Source organism: Sphingobacterium arenae (assembly GCF_014692505.1).
GTDB classification, from domain to species: Bacteria; Bacteroidota; Bacteroidia; order Sphingobacteriales; family Sphingobacteriaceae; genus Sphingobacterium; species Sphingobacterium arenae.
Genome location: NZ_JACNYK010000006.1, coordinates 248,880 through 266,983, shown reverse-complemented (window position 1 = coordinate 266,983; position 18,104 = coordinate 248,880). Strand labels below are relative to the sequence as shown.

Sequence of the window (18,104 nt, the reverse complement as noted above, 5' to 3'; positions counted from 1 at the left end):
TCAAAATGTAAATGATCTTGCGCCTCACGCGATGATTATCTGCGATGAGCTCGCAAGCTCGGTTATTTACTCGTGCTCTCTTCAGCCCGAAGAAAGAAAAATAAATAGATGAAAACAATAAACAGATGAAAACGTCGAAAATTTGGTTTAAAGATTATACCTTGGAGGAGATTAACCGTATCTTCCATAAGTTTATGACAGGCTATCTCAACATTCAGGCCACTGAAGTACGAGATGATATGCTCATCGCATCAATGCCCGTATCTGATAAAGTCAAACAACCATTCGGTATCTTGCATGGGGGAGCCTCTGTGGTTCTGGCAGAATCTGTAGGGAGTGTGGCTTCCAATCTCCTTATCGATCCCCAACATCTCGTAGGTGTCGGCATGGAAGTAAACGCAAATCATTTGAAATCTATTGCGGAGGGTACGCTATTCGCTTACTGCACTCCGCTTCATATTGGAAAAAAAAGTCATGTCTGGGATATTAAAATAAAAAATGAAAAAGACCTCCTGATTTGTGTTTCAAGGTTGACCGTGGCGATTATCGAAAAGCCCTCCTGAAACAAAATCTGTAGCAACTCCAACTTTTTTTATAAAAAATAAAATTTTTAAAACTTAATCATCCCCTTAATTGTACTATATATAAATACCATTCAATATGGTTTTATGATACGGTTTAGGTTTTAGAGAGATTTCACCCCCAAATGAAATCTCTCTATTTTTTTGTACTAGGGTGATGTAAAAGTTTTTACAGTATGCAATCGTTTGTGTATATTTTTCTGTTTCCTAATATCAATATATTTTATTAGTCTTGTAATTCGATTTTGATGATCACATATTAAATCTAATATTCCACGAATGAATTCGAAAACCTCAACACAACAAGCCGGCCAATCTTCCCTGGGGCCAATGATTATTATTGCCTCACTATTCTTTATTTTCGGCTTTGCTACCTGGCTAAATTCCTTATTGATACCTTATCTAAGAATCGCCTGTGAACTCTCCGAAGTACAATCTTATTTTGTAACGTTTGCTTTTTATATCGCGTATTTAGTCATGGCACCGGTATCTACCTGGGTTTTAAATAAATACGGATTTAAGAGAGGAATGGCTATTTCTTTAGGAGTCATGGCTGTCGGTGCTTTACTGTTTATCCCCGCGGCTTATACCAGAACATATCTCATTTTTTTAATAGGCTTATTTACAATGGGCGGAGGTTTAGCTATTTTACAAACAGCTTCTAATCCGTATATTACCATTATTGGTCCGGTTGAGACGGCAGCAAGACGGATCAGTATCATGGGTATCTGTAACAAGGTAGCAGGTGCTATCGCTCCCGTTTTATTAGGTTTATTCCTAAATCTCGGCGAAGCCGATAAGATTGCTAAACAAGTGGAATCAATGCCGGCGGATCAATACGCCGCGGCTTTAGATCAAGTTGCACTACAGGTTGTCAACCCTTATATTGGTATTGTTGTTGTCTTGGTACTTTTAGCCATTTGGATTTCCCGTGCGAATCTTCCGGAAGTAAAGGGCGATGAAGAAGAGACTGCCGATCACCACATGGTATCGGAAGATAAGAAAAGTATCTGGGATTTTCCGCATGTTATACTGGGATTCATTGCGTTGTTCATGTATGTGGGTGTAGAAGTTCTTGCGGGTGACACGATTATTGCCTACGGTGTATCACAAGGAGTCAGCTTAGACAAGGCGACCGTTTTTACCGGATATACCATGGGTGCCATGGTATTCGGCTACATTATTGGAATCATTGCCATTCCAAAATATTTCTCACAAGAAACGGCCATGAAAGCATGTGCTATCCTCGGTATACTCTTTACGTTAGGCATTGTTTCCACTGACGGGATGCTTTCTCTTACTTTTGTTGCCTTACTAGGTTTAGCCAATTCATTAGTATGGCCAGCGATTTGGCCCTTGGCATTAAAAGGAGTAGGCAAGTTTACCAATGCGGCTTCCGGTCTATTGGTTATGGGAATCGCGGGGGGAGCGGTTATCCCCTTAATTTACGGTCAAATAGCCCACATGGTAGGTTCTCATGCTGCGTATTGGATAGCCCTTCCCTGTTATTTATTTATTCTTTATTACGGTATTGCCGGACATAAAGTGGGTAAAAGTTCATAAAAAACTATATTTTAGCATATAAAACAAACAACATTATATGAAAAAGACATTCTTTTCGTTAGTATTTGCCGGAGTGATCTTGTTTTCAACACAAGAGACACAAGCGCAGGCGAAGTTTCCACCTGCGAGCAGCACGACAAAAATCGAACAAGGCATTGGCATCAAAAAGGCCACACTTGTATACCAACGTCCAAACGTAAACAGCCGTAAAATCTTCGGAGGGTTGGTACCTTATGACCAAGTTTGGCGGACAGGAGCTAATGGCATACCTTCCCTTACATTTGAAGAGGAAGTCACGATAGCGGGCAATAAAGTTCCCGCTGGTACTTACGGTCTCTTTACGATACCGACAAAAGGTGATTGGACCATTATTTTGAGCAAGAATGTAGAGCAATGGGGCGCTTACCAATATAACCAAAGCGAAGATTTTTTACGCTTTCAAGCCAAATCGCAACAAATTTCGGATAAAGTAGAAACCTTCACTATTGCTTTTGAAAATGTGAAACCAGACGGAGCAGAGTTAACGCTGTCGTGGGAAAACACGAAAGTTTCGTTTCCTATTGCAGTAGACCAATCCCAAGAAATCCTAGCAGGTATAGAGGAGGCGATGAAAGGAGAAAAGAAACCCTATTTTGCAGCCGCTCAATATTACTTCCACAACAATTTAGACATTAACAAGGCGGTTGAATGGGTTAACGAAGCGGATAAAGACAATACAAAAGCGCCTTACATCAAATACTGGAAAGCGAGAATGTTATTGAAAGCGGGTGATAAGGCAGGTGCCGCAAAAGCTGCTACTGAAGGTATTGCCATAGCGAAGGCAGCTAATAACGATGAATACATAAAATTGAATACGCAAGTGCTCGAGGAAGCAAAATAGGAAATAGGAAGGTTTAAGCGCCAGAACATTTTTGGTGCTTTTCTTTCTCATTTTTTGTAAGTCCATCGTCCCCCTGTTCCCAACCATAGAAAACCAACGTCTTCTTTTATAATAGTATTGATATGGTCGTTTACGAGACCTTCGTCGACGGTCAGGTGGTCAACGCTAGCTGTTTAAGTGGTATTACTGCTATACTGTTCCCCAATTTTTTTATAATTTTTGTAGACTATGTTTAGATAATCGCCTCTAGTTAAGTTTCTGAAAAATATGAAATAGGTTGTGCTCGTCGATAATCCGCGCTTTTTCCGCCGGCGCCATCTCCGCAAATCTCTTCGGCGTAATACCATAATATGATTTAAAGGTTTTACTAAACCATTTCGGATCCGAATAGCCTACTTGGTAGGCAATGTCACTTATTCCTAACGATTCGCAATCGAAAAGCTCCGTCGCCCGTCTCAAACGTAGCATATTGATCAGCTCTATGATACTCATCCCTGTAAGTTGTTTAATCTTTTTATACAGTACGGGTCTACTCATACCCAACTCTGACGACAACTGCATTACATTGAGCTCTTCACTGCACAGCCGACTTTCAATAACGTTGACAATACGATTTAAGAACAACTGATCTTCATCAGGTGCCTCCTTGTCCTCCTTAACGAGCATGTATTTGCGGATAAACCAACGCCTAGCACTCTTCTTGGTGTAGAGAATATTCTGGATTTTGATCATCAGCAAGCCCATGTGAACCGGTTTGGTTAGGTAATCATCCGATCCAGCGCCCAGTCCTACGAGCATATCCTCCTCCGAGCTCAATGCCGTGAGTAGTATGACTGGAATGTGAGCGGTCATTTCGTTGCTCTTTATCAAATTCGTCAGACAAGCGCCATCCATATTAGGCATCATGACGTCGGAGATCACCACATCAGGTAGTCTATCACGTACAATATCCCACGCCTCTTCACCGTCGCGCGCGGTAACGACCTTGTATTCCTTGGCCAGCTCCTGTTGCAAGAATTGCAGAATATCTTCGTTATCGTCTGCCACAAGTACCAATGCGGGGGCTGTTTCTTTTTCAACACTCGGCTCGTCAGTTACTATTCCATTGCTCAGGAAATCCATAGGAGCTTTCTCCGGTAGCACCGTATTGGCTTCCTTCTTTACCGTATCGATAAAATCAACTTTATCGCTATCGAAATGTATCTTTCCAACGGGTATCTCTACTGTAAATGCCGTAAATGATTCCGTTGATGATGCCTTCTGCTGACTGCTCGCGTTAATTTTTCCACCGTGTAGGTGGATGATATCTCGTGTGAGTGCCAAGCCCAAGCCGCTACCATACCTATTCTTAGCAGCCATTGGGCTTTTACTTTGGTAAAAGAGCTCAAAAATAAAAGGCAAGTCTTCTTCCATAATGCCTGGACCATTATCGCCAATCTCCACGCGTACAATTCCTTTTCCTGCTATTTCGGCTGCCGCCGACAGATGGATCCAAATCCGGCCTCCTTGCGGCACGTAGCGCAATGCATTACCCAAAAGATTAAAGAAGACTTTTTCCATTTGCCTATAGTCCAACCAAACAACTGGAACGGGCTCTTTATACTTCAACTCAATAGTGACACTCTTTGTTCGAATTTCCTCTTGAAAAGAAGCTAACACCTCTTGAACAAGATCAAGTAACGGATATTCACTAACATTTAGTCGTACCAGATTCAATTCATTTTTACGGCTGTCTAACAGCTCGTTAACCAAACGCAAGAGCCGCTGTGTATTTTGCCGTACCACTTGTAGCGTCGATCGACGGGGATCATTTTCCGCCGTTTCTGAAAGCATTTGATGCACCGGTCCTAGAATCAATGTTAAGGGCGTCCGCAATTCGTGGGATATATGGGTATAAAAATTTGCTTTTATATCCGCCATCTTTTTCTCGTTGGCCGCCTCTAGTTGTTTTAAACGTAACTGATACTTCAGTTCTCTCCGGGCATGGAAAAACCGCCAAACAATAAGCAGCAGTACTAAAAAGGTTCCAATATAGATTGTATATGCCCACCACGTAGCCCACCAAGGCGGCAACACAACGAGCCGGAGTTTTCCGACCTCTTCGGACCATACACCGTCATTTGTCGTTCCCTTCACCTCTAAAACGTATGTTCCCGGATGTAAGTTTGTATACGTAGCTGTTGGCACATGCACATAATTCCACTCCTCTTCCAGCCCTTCCAACCGATAGGCATATTTGTTCTTCTCTGGTGTAATATAATTGAGTGTGGCAAAGTCTATACTCACATTATTATCCCGATGTGATAATAGAACTTCTTTTGCCATCGAAACATGCTGATTCGCTAACTGACTACTTTCTGGGAGCAGTACTTTATTGTGTACCCGAACTTCAGAAAAAATCATTTTGGGACGAAAACGACTACGGGAGATTTTACCGGGGTAAAAAGCCGTAATCCCATGTGTCCCGCCCAACAAAAGCTCGCCTTCCCGGCTGTGGCATACTGCTCCAACGGAGAATTCATTTCCGTGCAGTCCATCCTTTAAATTATACGATACAATCTCGTCTGTCGACGGATCGAAAGCACAAATACCGTTGTTCGTGCTCAACCATAATATACCCTCTTCTTCCGCTATTCCGACGACATTATTACCCGGAAGCCCTTTCGAGGTCCCTATTCTTCTGAAATCTTTCGTGGCATATCGAAATTCATTTAAACCGTTCATAGATGTCCCTATCCACAACCTCCCTTTTTCATCCTCATAGACACTCAATATAACATTTCCGCTGATGCTATAGGGATTATCCACTTGGGGGTGAAAAACGTCAAAACGATCTGTTCCTGCCCATTTGACATGCAGTCCATCTTCCGTTCCTACCCATAAGTTTTCGCGACTGTCTAGATAAACGATTCGAATTAGGTCCGAACTTAAGCGATATTGCTCTTTATTAGTCGATCGGTAAGTTTCGAAATATCCTTCCGTTCCCGCTTTCTTTACGTTCAGTCCGCCACCATAAGTTCCTATCCAGAGGTTCCCTGCTTTATCCTCCGTCATGGAATAAACGTTATTATTAGATAAGGAGGATATATCGTCTGGATCATGTTTATAATGCACAAAGCCCTGCGTCCCTTTCTTAAGCAAATTCAAACCACCAGTGTACGTTCCCACCCATAGATTGTCATCGCTATCCAGATAAATATGTTTAACATGGTTGTTCGTCAAGGAACGCGGGTCTTCCCGTTTATGTTTATAATGTCGTTTCACCCGCCTGTCAGTCGTCATGTAATCCAATCCCCCGCCCTCGTAGCCAATCCAAAATCCACCTTGACGATCCTGTACAATACCACTCACCACACTGTAAGACAAGTGGTCATCTTGTCCGTTTTTCCCATAATGTCGGAATTTTGCCAAATCCCGATCGAAAATGCTAATTCCGCCGTAATATGTTCCCACCCAGATCGACCCTCGTCGATCCTGAAAGATAGGACGGATGGAATTATCGGCTAATGAATAGGTATCATACTGATCTTTAAGGAAGGAAATAAAACCGAGCTCTTCATCATAATAGTTTAAGCCATTGATCGTGCCGATCCAGTACCCACCTTGCCGATCGCGAACTAAGCTCCGCACGTCGTTGCTACTCAATGTCGATTGCTTGTTTTCTTGAGACCCTTCATGTATGATATAACGAAACGTACCCTTGTCTTCCGCATACACATTAATTCCTCCTTCTTTTGTGCCCATCCAAAATACGCCCGGTTTCATTTCGTAGACAAAACGAACATCAGCACTGTTCAGTGCTCCTCTCCGCTGCTGGATATCGTACACAAGCTTGGGATTTGACTGTCTAGAAAGTCCTTCGAATACATATACGCCATTTGTCGTACTGAGCCAGTGTCTACCTCGACTATCCTGATAAATCTGTTGGACATTGCCCGATCCCGGAGGGAAAGTGTGCCCAGCAATGTTTCTACCATTAAAGATCAAGAAACATTGTAGTTGATTTTCCGGATTGGATTTTAGCAGAAATAATCCTGCACTGGAACAAAACCAGATATTACCGTTACGATCCTGGTCGATAGCGTAGACAAAGGGTTGGTGCGCCCCTCCCCCGACCAGCGGCACGCGCACAAATCGATCAGATTTCCGATCATATAAATTAATACCTTGTCCTGTACCTATCCAAAGCCTGTTATCACTGTCCTCATAAACAGCTGTTACATAATTATCGGACAGCGATGTGCTATCAGAAAGCACATTTCTATAGGTGACAAATCGATGCGCATCGTATTTATTCAACCCGTCCCGCGTTCCGACCCACATGAGATCTAGATGATCCTGTGCTATTGCAAAGATGCTACTTTGCGACAAACCATCTTTGGTGGATATATGCACAAACTTTACCTGATCAGCAAAAGGTTGCGCATGCAAAAACTTACTGATCAGACAGAGGCATAACAACGGTATTTTCAGGCTTATCTTCATCGTTAGCAAATGGCGGGATAACGCCAAGGTGTTAAATTACTCAAAGTTTTCCATTTTTACGCAACAGGGCTTCTAAATAATAATAGTCTGCATAGATCAATGGTACATCCACCTCGGAATCATGGGGCTTGGATCCTGTGCTATGCGCTAGAAGAAACCCGCGATTGGTTCCCTTTTTGTTTCGGTAGTCCTCCGTTAAAGAAGTCATGATACGATCAGCTAATTCCCGCAATGCAGGTTTATGGGGAACCAGATCGTCCAGTTCGTATAATGCGGATGTCATAACAGCGGCTGCAGACGCATCCCGCGGCTCATTAGGAATAGTAGGCGCATCAAAATCCCAATAGGCGACACCATCTTCGGGTAGTCTTTCTGACAGCCAAGAAAAAAGAGCCAACGCTTTCTTCAAAAAGCGTTCTTCTCCAGTTTCACGATAACACATAGTAAACCCATATATTGCCCAAGCTTGCCCACGAGCCCAGGTCGACTCATGTGCATGGCCCTGATGGGTATGTCGGTGCTTTACCTCACCCGTTTGAGGATCGTAATTAATAACATGATAACTGCCGCCATCCTCTCGAAAATGATTTTCAAGGGTTTTGTCGGCATGTGATACAGCCATCCGATAATAGGTCGAATCCCCTGTTAGCTTCGTCGCTGCAAACAACAGTTCTAAGTTCAACATGTTATCAATGATCACCGGAAATTGCCATTTATCCGTATTGTGATCCCATGAACGGAGACAGCCTACAGCGGGATTGAATCGCGAAGAGAGTGTTTTCGCCGCATGCACAATGACATCTCGATAATGAGCATCATTTGTCAACTGATACCCTTTACCAAAGCTATTGTACACCTTAAAGCCCATATCATGTGTTCGTCCGTTGCTCTTTTCTCCAGCGATTCTCGCCGTAGCTACCTGTGCCCAGTCTTTCCACTGTTCATCCTTCGTTAGCTCAAACATCTCCCATAAGATGCCGGGGTAGAAACCACTTGTCCAGTCGCTCCTGCGCACCAATACCAGTTCACCGCTTTCCAACGTGCGTGGTGAGACCCGGGTAGAATCTTGTACCGATTGTTCCGTATATTTTACCAAATAGCGGAGCTGTTCCGCCGCGTCTGCTACGATCTTCTCATCCGGCAGCGATTGCCCCCATCCCGTTGCAGCATGGCAGACAAATGCAAGACACCATAGATACCTGTTCATATTAATCGATTTGAATAGTACGTCTAAATGCAGTAGAGAATATATCGACACGGAACTGCTCCTGGATATTATCCACCAAATTAATATTAATCAAGCGCCTTCCGGTAGCGGCGGCATTGTTTAAAAGCTTGATATAAATTGTCGCTTGTGCCTTCTTCGCGCTCGGAAAGATCAATTGATATTTGCCATCCACAGGCTCAAGCACTTGCCCGGTTTCGTCAACGATTTCAAAGTCTTCTCCTCGGACTGCAGGAACTGTAGTTTCTGCTAAATCTCCCGTGCTGACTTCATACATCGCGACCGCATTATAATTACGCTCAAATTCGGAATAGAATTGTACCGGCAGCTCCAATAACGTGGTACGCGTTCTACTCACCGTCACCGCACTGTTGTTGTTAGGTACGTAAACAATATAATAGTGGTGTTCATATTCCGGTAAGCCTGCGGGATAGTCCCGACTCTCGCAGCCAACAAAAAGCACCATCAACACCAATGCCATGAAACCAAAAAGGCCAATTCTTTTCTTATTTAGTATCGTTTTCATATTATTTCCAATTAGGGTTTTGTACCACATTTCCGCCACTCAGCGAAATTTCGTTCAGCGGTACAGGATAAAGATAATCTTTTGCGGCATCAAATCGCCGTGTAGAAGCTGCTTCGACTATAACAACCTCATCGGCATTCAAATTTAAATTGGAAACGTCCGCACCTTCCCAATCTATTTCATTGTACTTGGCACCTAGTATATCTTGGGTCAAAAGAATCTCGGCTAACTTCCACCGTATAATATCCGTATACCGCAAACCCTCTAAGGCAAGTTCTACGGTGCGCTCGCGACGTATCTCCTCCAGTATATCCAGCTGGTGGGTGGCCACAAACCCATTTGTCAATACTACGTCCATCCCCACACGACGACGCAATGCATTGATGGTACGGTTAAGATCACTATCGGATATCGCACCGTCCAACTCATATTTTGCCTCCGCGTAGATTAATAAAACTTCCCCATACCGAATCAGAATTTTATCCGTCGTTCCGGCATTATTGATTTGCCAATCTTCTGCACTAAATCCTTTTTTGGTGGCATATCCCGTTCGAGAACCTAACGTAGTCGTCGGTATCCATGGCCCTTTGTATGCCTGTTCACCCGCACGAAAAAGTGTATAACTTAACCGCGGGTCACGGCGATCGAATATGCTATTATAAGTTTCCTCCTCTCCTTCCTGAATATAGAACGATGACCTATTCGCTTTCAGCTCGTTACGTTCATTATACGCGGGAAGTCCGTCTTCATACAAGTACTGACGAATCAAGTTGCGCGTGACGGCCACACGGCCGTTTTCCAAATCGCGCGAGTAATTATGTCCAAGGATCAGATTTGAAACGCTCTCGCCATAAATTTTAACAAAAATATTCTCTTTGTTTGCGGGTCCATCTCCCTCATTTACAAATAACTTCCCATAATCTGCAAACAGCACATGACCCTGATTCATCACGAATAAAGCCGCTTCTACCGCCTCCTGCAGGTGTTCTTCATAACCGCTTTCGCCATGATATTTGCCAAACGTGCCGAGAAATAATCCCGCCCTTGCTTTCAGTGCCTGTGCCGTACTCTTCGTGACGCGACCGTAATCAGTAGCTGGCAACGCTCCAAAATCAGGCAGCCAAGCTGCTGCGAAATCCAGGTCTTCATAAATTTGTGCGGCCACCTCGGCTTTGGATGTACGCGGCATCTCCAACTCTTCCGAATCTATATCCAATGTCGTTGTCAGAAGCGGTACATCACCATATCGTTGTACTAATTGGAGATAAGCATAAGCCCGGAAAAAACGTGCCTCACCCAAATATCGGTTTCTTACTTCATCCGCAACCGACGCGCGCACCCCTTTCTCCAGTATATTGTTTGCCGTAAAAATCATATCGTACGGACCGGACCAATCACCACTCGTACTTGGAATATTCCAAGCGCCATTACTCGTCAGGTTTACCGTTTGATTCACATTGTCTTCTGCGCGGGAATCCAACTGTACCCCATCCAGCTGCTGATACAAACGGTTGGCTGCAAATTTAAGATCGTTCTCGGTGTTCCAAAAATCCTGATCGGAAAATTCCGTTTCTGGGAAACGATCTAAGCTACAACTACCCGAAAAGGTAATTAACGTAGCTAGCATCACTGCTTTTATAAAGCTGTTTATTACTTTCATAGTTTTGTCTTTTAAAAGGTTACGTTTAGACCAAAAGAAATAGAGCGGAAGAACGGATAGGTCGTCGCCGACACATTGTTCGGAACTTCAGGGTCGAATACATTCAACACATCCGTGTATTCCCACAAATCTTGTCCAGAGAAAAATACCCGAAGCTTTTGGATCGCAGGTGTACGAAGAGGAACCGTATAACCCAGCTGCAGATTTTTAAGGCGGACATAGGCTCCATTCTGAATATACCTGTCCGATGGTCGATAATTATGCGCACTCGTCTGGTACATTCGCGGAAAAAAAGCGTCTGGATTATCTGGTGTCCAGCGATCTATATGGATGGTCCACGGTAAATCTGCCGTACCCAGCATAGGTGACAGTGTACCTTCATTGATCAAAAATACACGTTTGGCCACCCCTTGAAAAAAGATACTGGCGTCGAAGCCTTTCCATTGAAAGTCTAGATTGAGCCCATAAAAATAACGCCCGTTCGTCGTTCCGTAGTTTATTAAATCGCCAGGCTCCTCTGGTGTACCTCCACCAGCGGTGATTACCCCATCGCCATTTAAATCCAGGTATTTGACATCTCCTGCCCCCGCATTGTTCGGAAAAAACGGTGTGGAGACTGTTTGCTTATATTGATCGTATTCCTCCTGGGTCTGGAAGTAACCGTCTGTTCTATACCCCCACACGGTATTCATCGGATACCCTTCCAGTAGCTCCACATGTCCTTCGTTGATGATATTTCGACCATCAAACTTCACCAGTTCATTTTGATTATCCGATAGGTTGAGTCCGATAGAATAGCTGAAGTCGTTTACTTTATCACGCCATTTCAGGTCAAACTCCCAGCCCCAACTTTTCAGCTCCCCAACATTAAAACGGGGCACATTAATCCCGATAATAGAAGGTAAATTTAATGTTGCTAGCATATTTTTATTACGCTTGACGTAGTAATCTCCAGTAAATGACAATCGGTTCTCTAGGAATGTCATGTCCAAACCAACGTTACTTTGCTCGACAACTTCCCATGTTTTCTGTGCGGAAGCTAACTCTCTTTGGTACAAAAACTGTGTCCGTAAGTTGTTAAACACCAATCGATCTTCTTCGCTTGTCGGCACATTCAACCCACTCGTTAATAGCGGAATATAGTCGTAAAACCCTAAAGAGGAACCATTTCCCAATTGACCCCAGGAACCCCGCAATTTCAGCTGATCAAAAATACCATTATCACGCAAAAAATCTTCCTGATCCAAACGCCATGCGGCTGAAAAAGACGGAAATAACTTCCATCTATTTTCGGGAGCCAGACGCGAACTACCGTCATAGCGGACGGAAGCTTCAAACAAGTATTTCTCTTGAAAATTATAATTCAAACGACCGAAATAAGACGCAATTGCCCATGTCTCGACCAAATCACCATTGGTCTTGGTTAACGGATCACCGTAGTTCAAGCTAAAAAAGTCGTTGGTGATCATAGACTGCGCTCCGGCCGTAAGTTCGTCCTTACGGTATTCCTCATAAGAAGTTCCCCCCAAGAGCGTAAAATGGTGGTCGTCTAACACATCGAAATTATAGGTAGCTACCGCTTGGAGGTTATTGAGATAGCCCCTATTTTTTGTATTTTCCGTACTGTTTGGATTATGGATAGAGAAGCGTGTGGTATTTGTAGAACGTCCGTACCACATCAAGGTACGCCGGTTACGAACAGACGAAAAATAATCCTGATTACGCGATCCACTCAAATCTACCGTTAAACCCTTCAACAGGTCCTTAATTTTCAAATTAGCCCGACCCGTAAAAGACTCGTATAAACGTCTCCACTCGCCGCCGTTTTTTTGAATATCCACGGCATTTATCTGCAAATCTCCGTTATAGGGTTGCCCTGTCACATCTTCCTCCGGGACATATAAACTTTGGCGCGTACGGCTTCGATACAAACGATTGATAATCTGATCCGTACCGTATGCATTTTCATTCACCTCAGATCCTACGTAATTAGCGGAAATATCCAAGTTGATGTATTTGTTAACTTCGGTGCTGAGGTTGGTACGTAGTGTATAACGGGAATTATCATCCGGCCCGTATCGTAATACGCCGTCACGATGATAATAACCGGTTGAGATATTATAAACAGTTTTTTCTCCTCCACCGCTGACAGATACATTATGATTATGCATCCCACTATATTTATTCATCCCTTCGGTTACCCAATTATTATTTCCGAAGTATTCCCACCTATCCTGCGTTGGATTTGGACGGACGGAGAAATTTGGATTTTTCAACCATTCTATTTGCTCTTCGGTAAATTCCGGATTTCCAGTCGCATTTAGCCGAGACTCATTAATTAGAATCTGTTCATCCCAAGAGTTTAAACGTTCTGGTCTGCGAGCGGCCACGTTTACACCATAATAGTTATTGTAATTGATAACGGGCTTGCCTTGTTTTCCTTTTTTTGTCGTCACCAGAATAACACCCCCAGCTGCTCTCGCACCATATATAGCCGATGCTGATGCATCTTTCAATACAGATATAGATTCGACATCTTCCGGATTAATCAGGTTCAGATCCATTTGTATACCATCCACAAGTACCAATGCCGACATGGCATTCGCAGAACTGAACCCCCGAATACGAATGCCATAACCTTCGCTCCCCGGTTTACCACTCCCACGCGTGACGGCGACCCCCGGCAATGTGCCTTGTAAGGCACCTGTCAAGTTGGCCACCGGCCTGTCAACAAGCTCATCACCACCAATTTGTGAGACGGCTCCACTGAGGTTTACCTTCTTTTGGGTACCATATCCAACGACCACAACTTCTTGCAGAGCGTCTTGATCCTGCATTGCCACATTGACCGTGGTTCGTGCGCCCACCGACACCTCCTGTGTTTGGAATCCTACCAAACTGAATAATAATATTGCTGATTCCCCCGCTTGAATTTCGTAAACACCACGCTCATCCGTGACTACTGTCTGCGTACCATCTTTGACTTTAACCGTGACGTTGGTGGCTGGTGTTCCATTCTCAAAACGGACTTCTCCCCGTATGGTTCGAGCAGATTGCGCGAAAACAAGATTTAATGTTAAAAGCAGATAGCCTATTATTAGCAAATGTCTGCTCATTCGATTTAAAATTTTCATCATAACATGTTGGTTTAACTTGGACTTCTAGCCCATAATTTGAGGCATCTTCACCCAAAATTCCACTTTTCTATTTGTTTTGGGGGAGAGAAATTGTTTATTTAAGAGGATAAATCGCTCTCCATCATTATTTTTGTCATAACCATAATAAGGGATGACGAATTGGGGAGTTACGTTTTACTTCTTGCTCACTGTAGTCCAAGGGTAGTTGTCCCCATAACTGCAACCATTGTGGCTGCTCGAACATCACGCTCCCTAAAAGCAGAAACGGATGTGCAATGGGCCAATTATCCCAGTACATCACGTCCTCGCCATAGCGCCACAAGTTTTTATCCTGGACATAGGGAAACATAAACTGTATGCCCTTTTTCAAACTTTTCTCGCCGATATGTATGGAAGGTAGGGTGGGTTTATGCTCTTTTAAGATATAGTTCATACCCGAAAATACATCGAGGTTAAACAAGGAATAACCATAGGGTTTGGTTCGTTCTAATTCGAGCGGAAAACTTCCATCGTCTGCCATCTGATCGGGCAATAAAACTGTTTTATATCGTGTTGCTGCAAAGTCGAGGAGATCTTCATCACCGACGTACTGCGCAAAAGCGGCTACCTGCAGCACCCAGCAGGCGGCATGGTTGTTTTTCGTATCTCTCTCCTGCAAGCCATAAGGATGTGTCGTAATCCAGTCCAAGTAGGCCGAAAACCAAGATTTCGTACCGGCATAGATTTCTGATGGAAGCTTGTGAGCATCATGTAGCACTTGCAGTGCCCGTGACACCTCTACGAGGTGGATTCCATCAATAATGCCAATACCACGTCCAGTGGCTATCCCTTTTATCGCCTGTGCATATTCCATAGAAGGGTTCATCTTTGTTTCTGAATGGATAAACCAAGCCTCCACATGTTTCAAGGAGGCATCTAGATAGCGTGCTTCGCGTGTTAGTTCCCAGGCCGAGACTAACGTGCCCAGGATGTCCCCCAGGCGCATAACAAGGTTTCGGTGATCCACAAAATTATCGGGATTGCTCAAACCATCTTTCCGGATGTAAGGTCCTTCTGGATTTTTGGGGTCTGGCCACCAATAATCGCCTTCCGAATAAAAGTCGTGCTTTCCACCGGCGCTGCGCGGACAAAGGCTGCTGGTAACCGTTAACGGAGGTAAGGTGAGCGCTTCTTCCGCCGACTTCAATACGTGTATTTTGATGCGCTTTGACACCTGTGCTTTGACATCGGTAGCGGTCAGCGACAGATCCAATATAATGGTGTTCAAACTATCAGCCTTAGCCGTGACTACGACATTCTTTCCGGTACGTACCAACCGCACGCGAGCCCTTCCGTTATAGGCTTGCAGACGTCGGCTGCCATCAGACGTTCCTTGATCTACTAACAGTTTTCCTTCGCCTACCGCATCGAAGTTAATATAGTTACTTGCATCCAGACAGCGCACACCTTTCTCATCGAAGAGCTGTGCCTGTAACCAAAGGGTATCCTGCTGTTCTTCTAATACCTCTAGTGCGACGCGTACTGGCTCACCCCAGCGCTCGGTCTGATATTCCTGTACGAGTAAGTCACGGATCGTCTGTCCGTTTTTGTACCCAATCGCTTCCAGCCTATTTTCACCGGTTTGAAATTTCACCATCCAACGCAAACCTGCCGCCGGGAAATCTTGGCTGTCGCGTTTTCGCTTACCCAAGCTTTGCCCATTGAGGAACAGTTCTACCTCCTGGCAATTCGAATAGACTTTCACCATCCGCTCTTGTCCTTCATCGCCCCAGCGAACGGGCCAGTTGTGCCCATAGATATGAATCATCGGCTTCTCAGCCCAGTAGGATTGAAAAACATAATAGGATTCTTTCTTCTTAAAATCACGTGCCACGACGCCCTTTTGGTTCATGTAAGGAACGGGGTTTTCAGGGCGTATTGGCGTAGAGAAGTCTTTGAAAGGCCAATAAGCTGTACCGGTGAGCCAAGGCATCGTTTCCTGTTCCTTTAAATGCCAATCAATCAAATTCACCATATAGCTCTCGCTCCAATCGCCATCCTTCGAAACCCGCGACGGCCCGCCATACAAGGAAGCATCACCTGCGCGTTCATCAGCAGTAGTACTGCGCATCACCTCAGACAATCCAGCATCCGGTGTTTCTGAATGCCGACCGGCATGACTGTCACCTCCCCATTCCACATGCAAAAAATGATCTACCTTTTCAAATTCATTCTTAGTTGCCGTTTTATAATCTGTATATACACCACGGTACCAACCGGCCCATATCGACGGCGAATACACATCCACAATATCCTTACAGAAGTCGCATCGTCGAATAGCCGTTTTACGGCTATCGTCCAGCTGATGCGACAAGTCGTGTAATTCTTTCATAAATGTCCTTATTTTCTGTTGGTCAAACTCATCAAAATCGCCCGGCCAGTCATTCTCATTACCTAATCCCCAGAGGATAATGGACGGATGGTTAAAATGCTGTTGAATCATATTCGTCAACATCCTTTTCGCTTGTTGTTGATAAACAGAGCCTCCTAATCCCCCCCGGCACCAAGGAATTTCTTCCCAGACCAGTATACCGAGCGAATCGCAAGCATCCAAGACAATGCGCGATTGCTGATAGTGTCCGAGACGGATAAAATTAACACCCATCTCTTTCATCAGTTTCATTTCTTGCACAATTTGCTCTTCGGTCATGGCGGGCCCAACACCTGCATGATCTTCATGTCTGTGGGTTCCCCGCAACAACAGACGTTCGCCGTTCAGTTTAAACGGACCGGACTGGACAAACTCGAAATTACGAAAGCCAATTTTTTCGATCGTCCGTGCAGTATCCGTACCGTTGATCACCTCCAGCTCTAAGGTATACAAGTAGGGCTCGTCTGGCGACCAGATATTGGGTTTTGGTACCCGGATATCGCCCAGTGTCTGCATCTCTGATGTGGGCTGCAATTCCATTGTAGTACGCTGCTGCGCGACAGCTTTTCCGGACCGGTCTTTGACCGTGGTATGCACGTCGGCAGAGGATATTCCGTTTGGATTCCAAAATTGTGCCCGCAAAGTGACCATTCCTTCCTTACCGTTATCATTCAACTTCGCATCAGCAAAAAGATGACGGGTGGAAAGTGTCGGCACGTAGCATAGGTTAACATAACGATATAAACCACCATAGACATTAAAATCAGACAAATCCGAGGGAATCATCTCCACATCCCGCGAATTATCTGTACGGACCAAGATCGGAATCCGTCCGTTGAAACGTTTCGCCGCACCTTTTTTATAGAAACGTGCCACGGCATCGGTAATATCGACATACCATTCATCATATCCACCAATATGCTCACCTACTTTTTCTTGATAAACATACACCTCGCTCTTCTGTCCGGCACCTTCGAAATGCAAAATAGTCCTACCGCCACTATAGGGATTTTCGATATCCAAATACGTTCTATACCAGGCCGGTCCTTGGTAATAATTTTTTTCAGGGTGTACCGCATCTGTCGCATTATAGCTATGTGGCAGTACTACGTTTTCCCAAATAGGTAAGGTTTCCGGTGCGCCGTTAGGTGCTGGCCGCACGCCCTCCCAAATGTCACCCAAATCCCCTCGGACAAACTCCCATCCATGCGATAGACGATGCTTCTCTTGCGCAACCACCTTTAATTCCAGCGCCATCCCAATTAAAACAAATAACCATAAGAATTTTCTAACCATAATCATCTCGTCTTATTTTCTATTCATAATCCCATTATACACTGCCTAGCGCAGTTCCTTCCGACGTGTCGCCGGCATATTCCCAGTACATCTACCCAACAGCCCTTGATCGCGCACATAAACACAATTCTCCCTCGCTATTTATCATCTATTTAACTCTTCAGTTTATTAAGCGCAAGATGCATATATGACGCATCCCGCAGGAGGAGTTATTGTTCAAAAAGGTGTATAATTTGGCGTAGGAGGCAAAGAATTTCTGAAAATCCCCTATATTCGAACTTGCCTAAAAGGCATTACATTATTCGATGATAGTTCTGAACAACATCGCAGGAAAATAGAAT

9 protein-coding genes are annotated in these 18,104 nt (G+C 44.3%); 3 read left to right on the top strand and 6 right to left on the bottom strand.

From position 1 onward, the window contains the following. Nucleotides 1-125 precede the first annotated feature (125 nt). The 3 genes from H8B17_RS17995 (at nucleotide 126) to H8B17_RS17985 (ending at nucleotide 3,024) form a co-directional block, all read left to right on the top strand. On the top strand, nucleotides 126-563 hold the full coding sequence (locus H8B17_RS17995; protein WP_190310620.1) for a hotdog fold thioesterase: 438 nt from the start codon (nucleotides 126-128) through the stop codon (nucleotides 561-563). Nucleotides 564-860: 297 nt separating this feature from the next. Next, nucleotides 861-2,144, top strand: coding sequence for a sugar MFS transporter (locus H8B17_RS17990; RefSeq protein WP_190310619.1), 1,284 nt, complete (start codon nucleotides 861-863; stop codon nucleotides 2,142-2,144). Between the two features lie 37 nt (nucleotides 2,145-2,181). After that, nucleotides 2,182-3,024: a DUF2911 domain-containing protein gene (locus tag H8B17_RS17985; RefSeq protein WP_190310618.1), complete on the top strand. Its 843-nt coding sequence runs from the start codon at nucleotides 2,182-2,184 to the stop codon at nucleotides 3,022-3,024. A gap of 246 nt (nucleotides 3,025-3,270) precedes the next feature. Here the strand turns inward: H8B17_RS17985 and H8B17_RS17980 are convergent, their stop codons facing one another. From H8B17_RS17980 to H8B17_RS20845, 6 genes are all read right to left on the bottom strand, one after another. Continuing rightward, entirely contained in the window at nucleotides 3,271-7,509 is a 4,239-nt protein-coding gene (locus tag H8B17_RS17980) for a two-component regulator propeller domain-containing protein (RefSeq protein WP_190310617.1), read from the bottom strand. Nucleotides 7,510-7,549: 40 nt separating this feature from the next. Further along, nucleotides 7,550-8,716 (bottom strand): glycoside hydrolase family 88 protein, encoded by a 1,167-nt coding sequence (locus tag H8B17_RS17975; RefSeq protein ID WP_190310616.1) that lies wholly within the window; start codon nucleotides 8,714-8,716, stop codon nucleotides 7,550-7,552. A gap of 1 nt (nucleotide 8,717) precedes the next feature. Continuing rightward, on the bottom strand, nucleotides 8,718-9,260 hold the full coding sequence (locus H8B17_RS17970) for a hypothetical protein (protein WP_223816657.1): 543 nt from the start codon (nucleotides 9,258-9,260) through the stop codon (nucleotides 8,718-8,720). A gap of 1 nt (nucleotide 9,261) precedes the next feature. Continuing rightward, entirely contained in the window at nucleotides 9,262-10,920 is a 1,659-nt protein-coding gene (locus tag H8B17_RS17965) for a RagB/SusD family nutrient uptake outer membrane protein (RefSeq protein WP_190310615.1), read from the bottom strand. 11 nt (nucleotides 10,921-10,931) lie between these two features. Continuing rightward, complete coding sequence (locus H8B17_RS17960) at nucleotides 10,932-14,057, bottom strand: SusC/RagA family TonB-linked outer membrane protein (RefSeq protein WP_223816656.1); 3,126 nt, start codon at nucleotides 14,055-14,057, stop codon at nucleotides 10,932-10,934. 133 nt (nucleotides 14,058-14,190) lie between these two features. Then, a complete protein-coding gene (locus H8B17_RS20845; RefSeq protein ID WP_190310614.1) occupies nucleotides 14,191-17,763 on the bottom strand; it encodes an alginate lyase family protein in 3,573 nt (1,190 codons plus the stop codon). Nucleotides 17,764-18,104: the final 341 nt, after the last annotated feature.

What these genes read in the sequence shown, in the direction of transcription:
- H8B17_RS17970 (WP_223816657.1), bottom strand. Translation starts at nt 9,260, where the DNA reads ATGAAAACGATACTAAATAAGAAAAGAATTGGCCTTTTTGGTTTCATG.
- H8B17_RS17975 (WP_190310616.1), bottom strand. Translation starts at nt 8,716, where the DNA reads ATGAACAGGTATCTATGGTGTCTTGCATTTGTCTGCCATGCTGCAACG.
- H8B17_RS17985 (WP_190310618.1), top strand. Translation starts at nt 2,182, where the DNA reads ATGAAAAAGACATTCTTTTCGTTAGTATTTGCCGGAGTGATCTTGTTT.
- H8B17_RS17960 (WP_223816656.1), bottom strand. Translation starts at nt 14,057, where the DNA reads ATGATGAAAATTTTAAATCGAATGAGCAGACATTTGCTAATAATAGGC.
- H8B17_RS17995 (WP_190310620.1), top strand. Translation starts at nt 126, where the DNA reads ATGAAAACGTCGAAAATTTGGTTTAAAGATTATACCTTGGAGGAGATT.
- H8B17_RS20845 (WP_190310614.1), bottom strand. Translation starts at nt 17,763, where the DNA reads ATGGTTAGAAAATTCTTATGGTTATTTGTTTTAATTGGGATGGCGCTG.
- H8B17_RS17980 (WP_190310617.1), bottom strand. Translation starts at nt 7,509, where the DNA reads ATGAAGATAAGCCTGAAAATACCGTTGTTATGCCTCTGTCTGATCAGT.
- H8B17_RS17965 (WP_190310615.1), bottom strand. Translation starts at nt 10,920, where the DNA reads ATGAAAGTAATAAACAGCTTTATAAAAGCAGTGATGCTAGCTACGTTA.
- H8B17_RS17990 (WP_190310619.1), top strand. Translation starts at nt 861, where the DNA reads ATGAATTCGAAAACCTCAACACAACAAGCCGGCCAATCTTCCCTGGGG.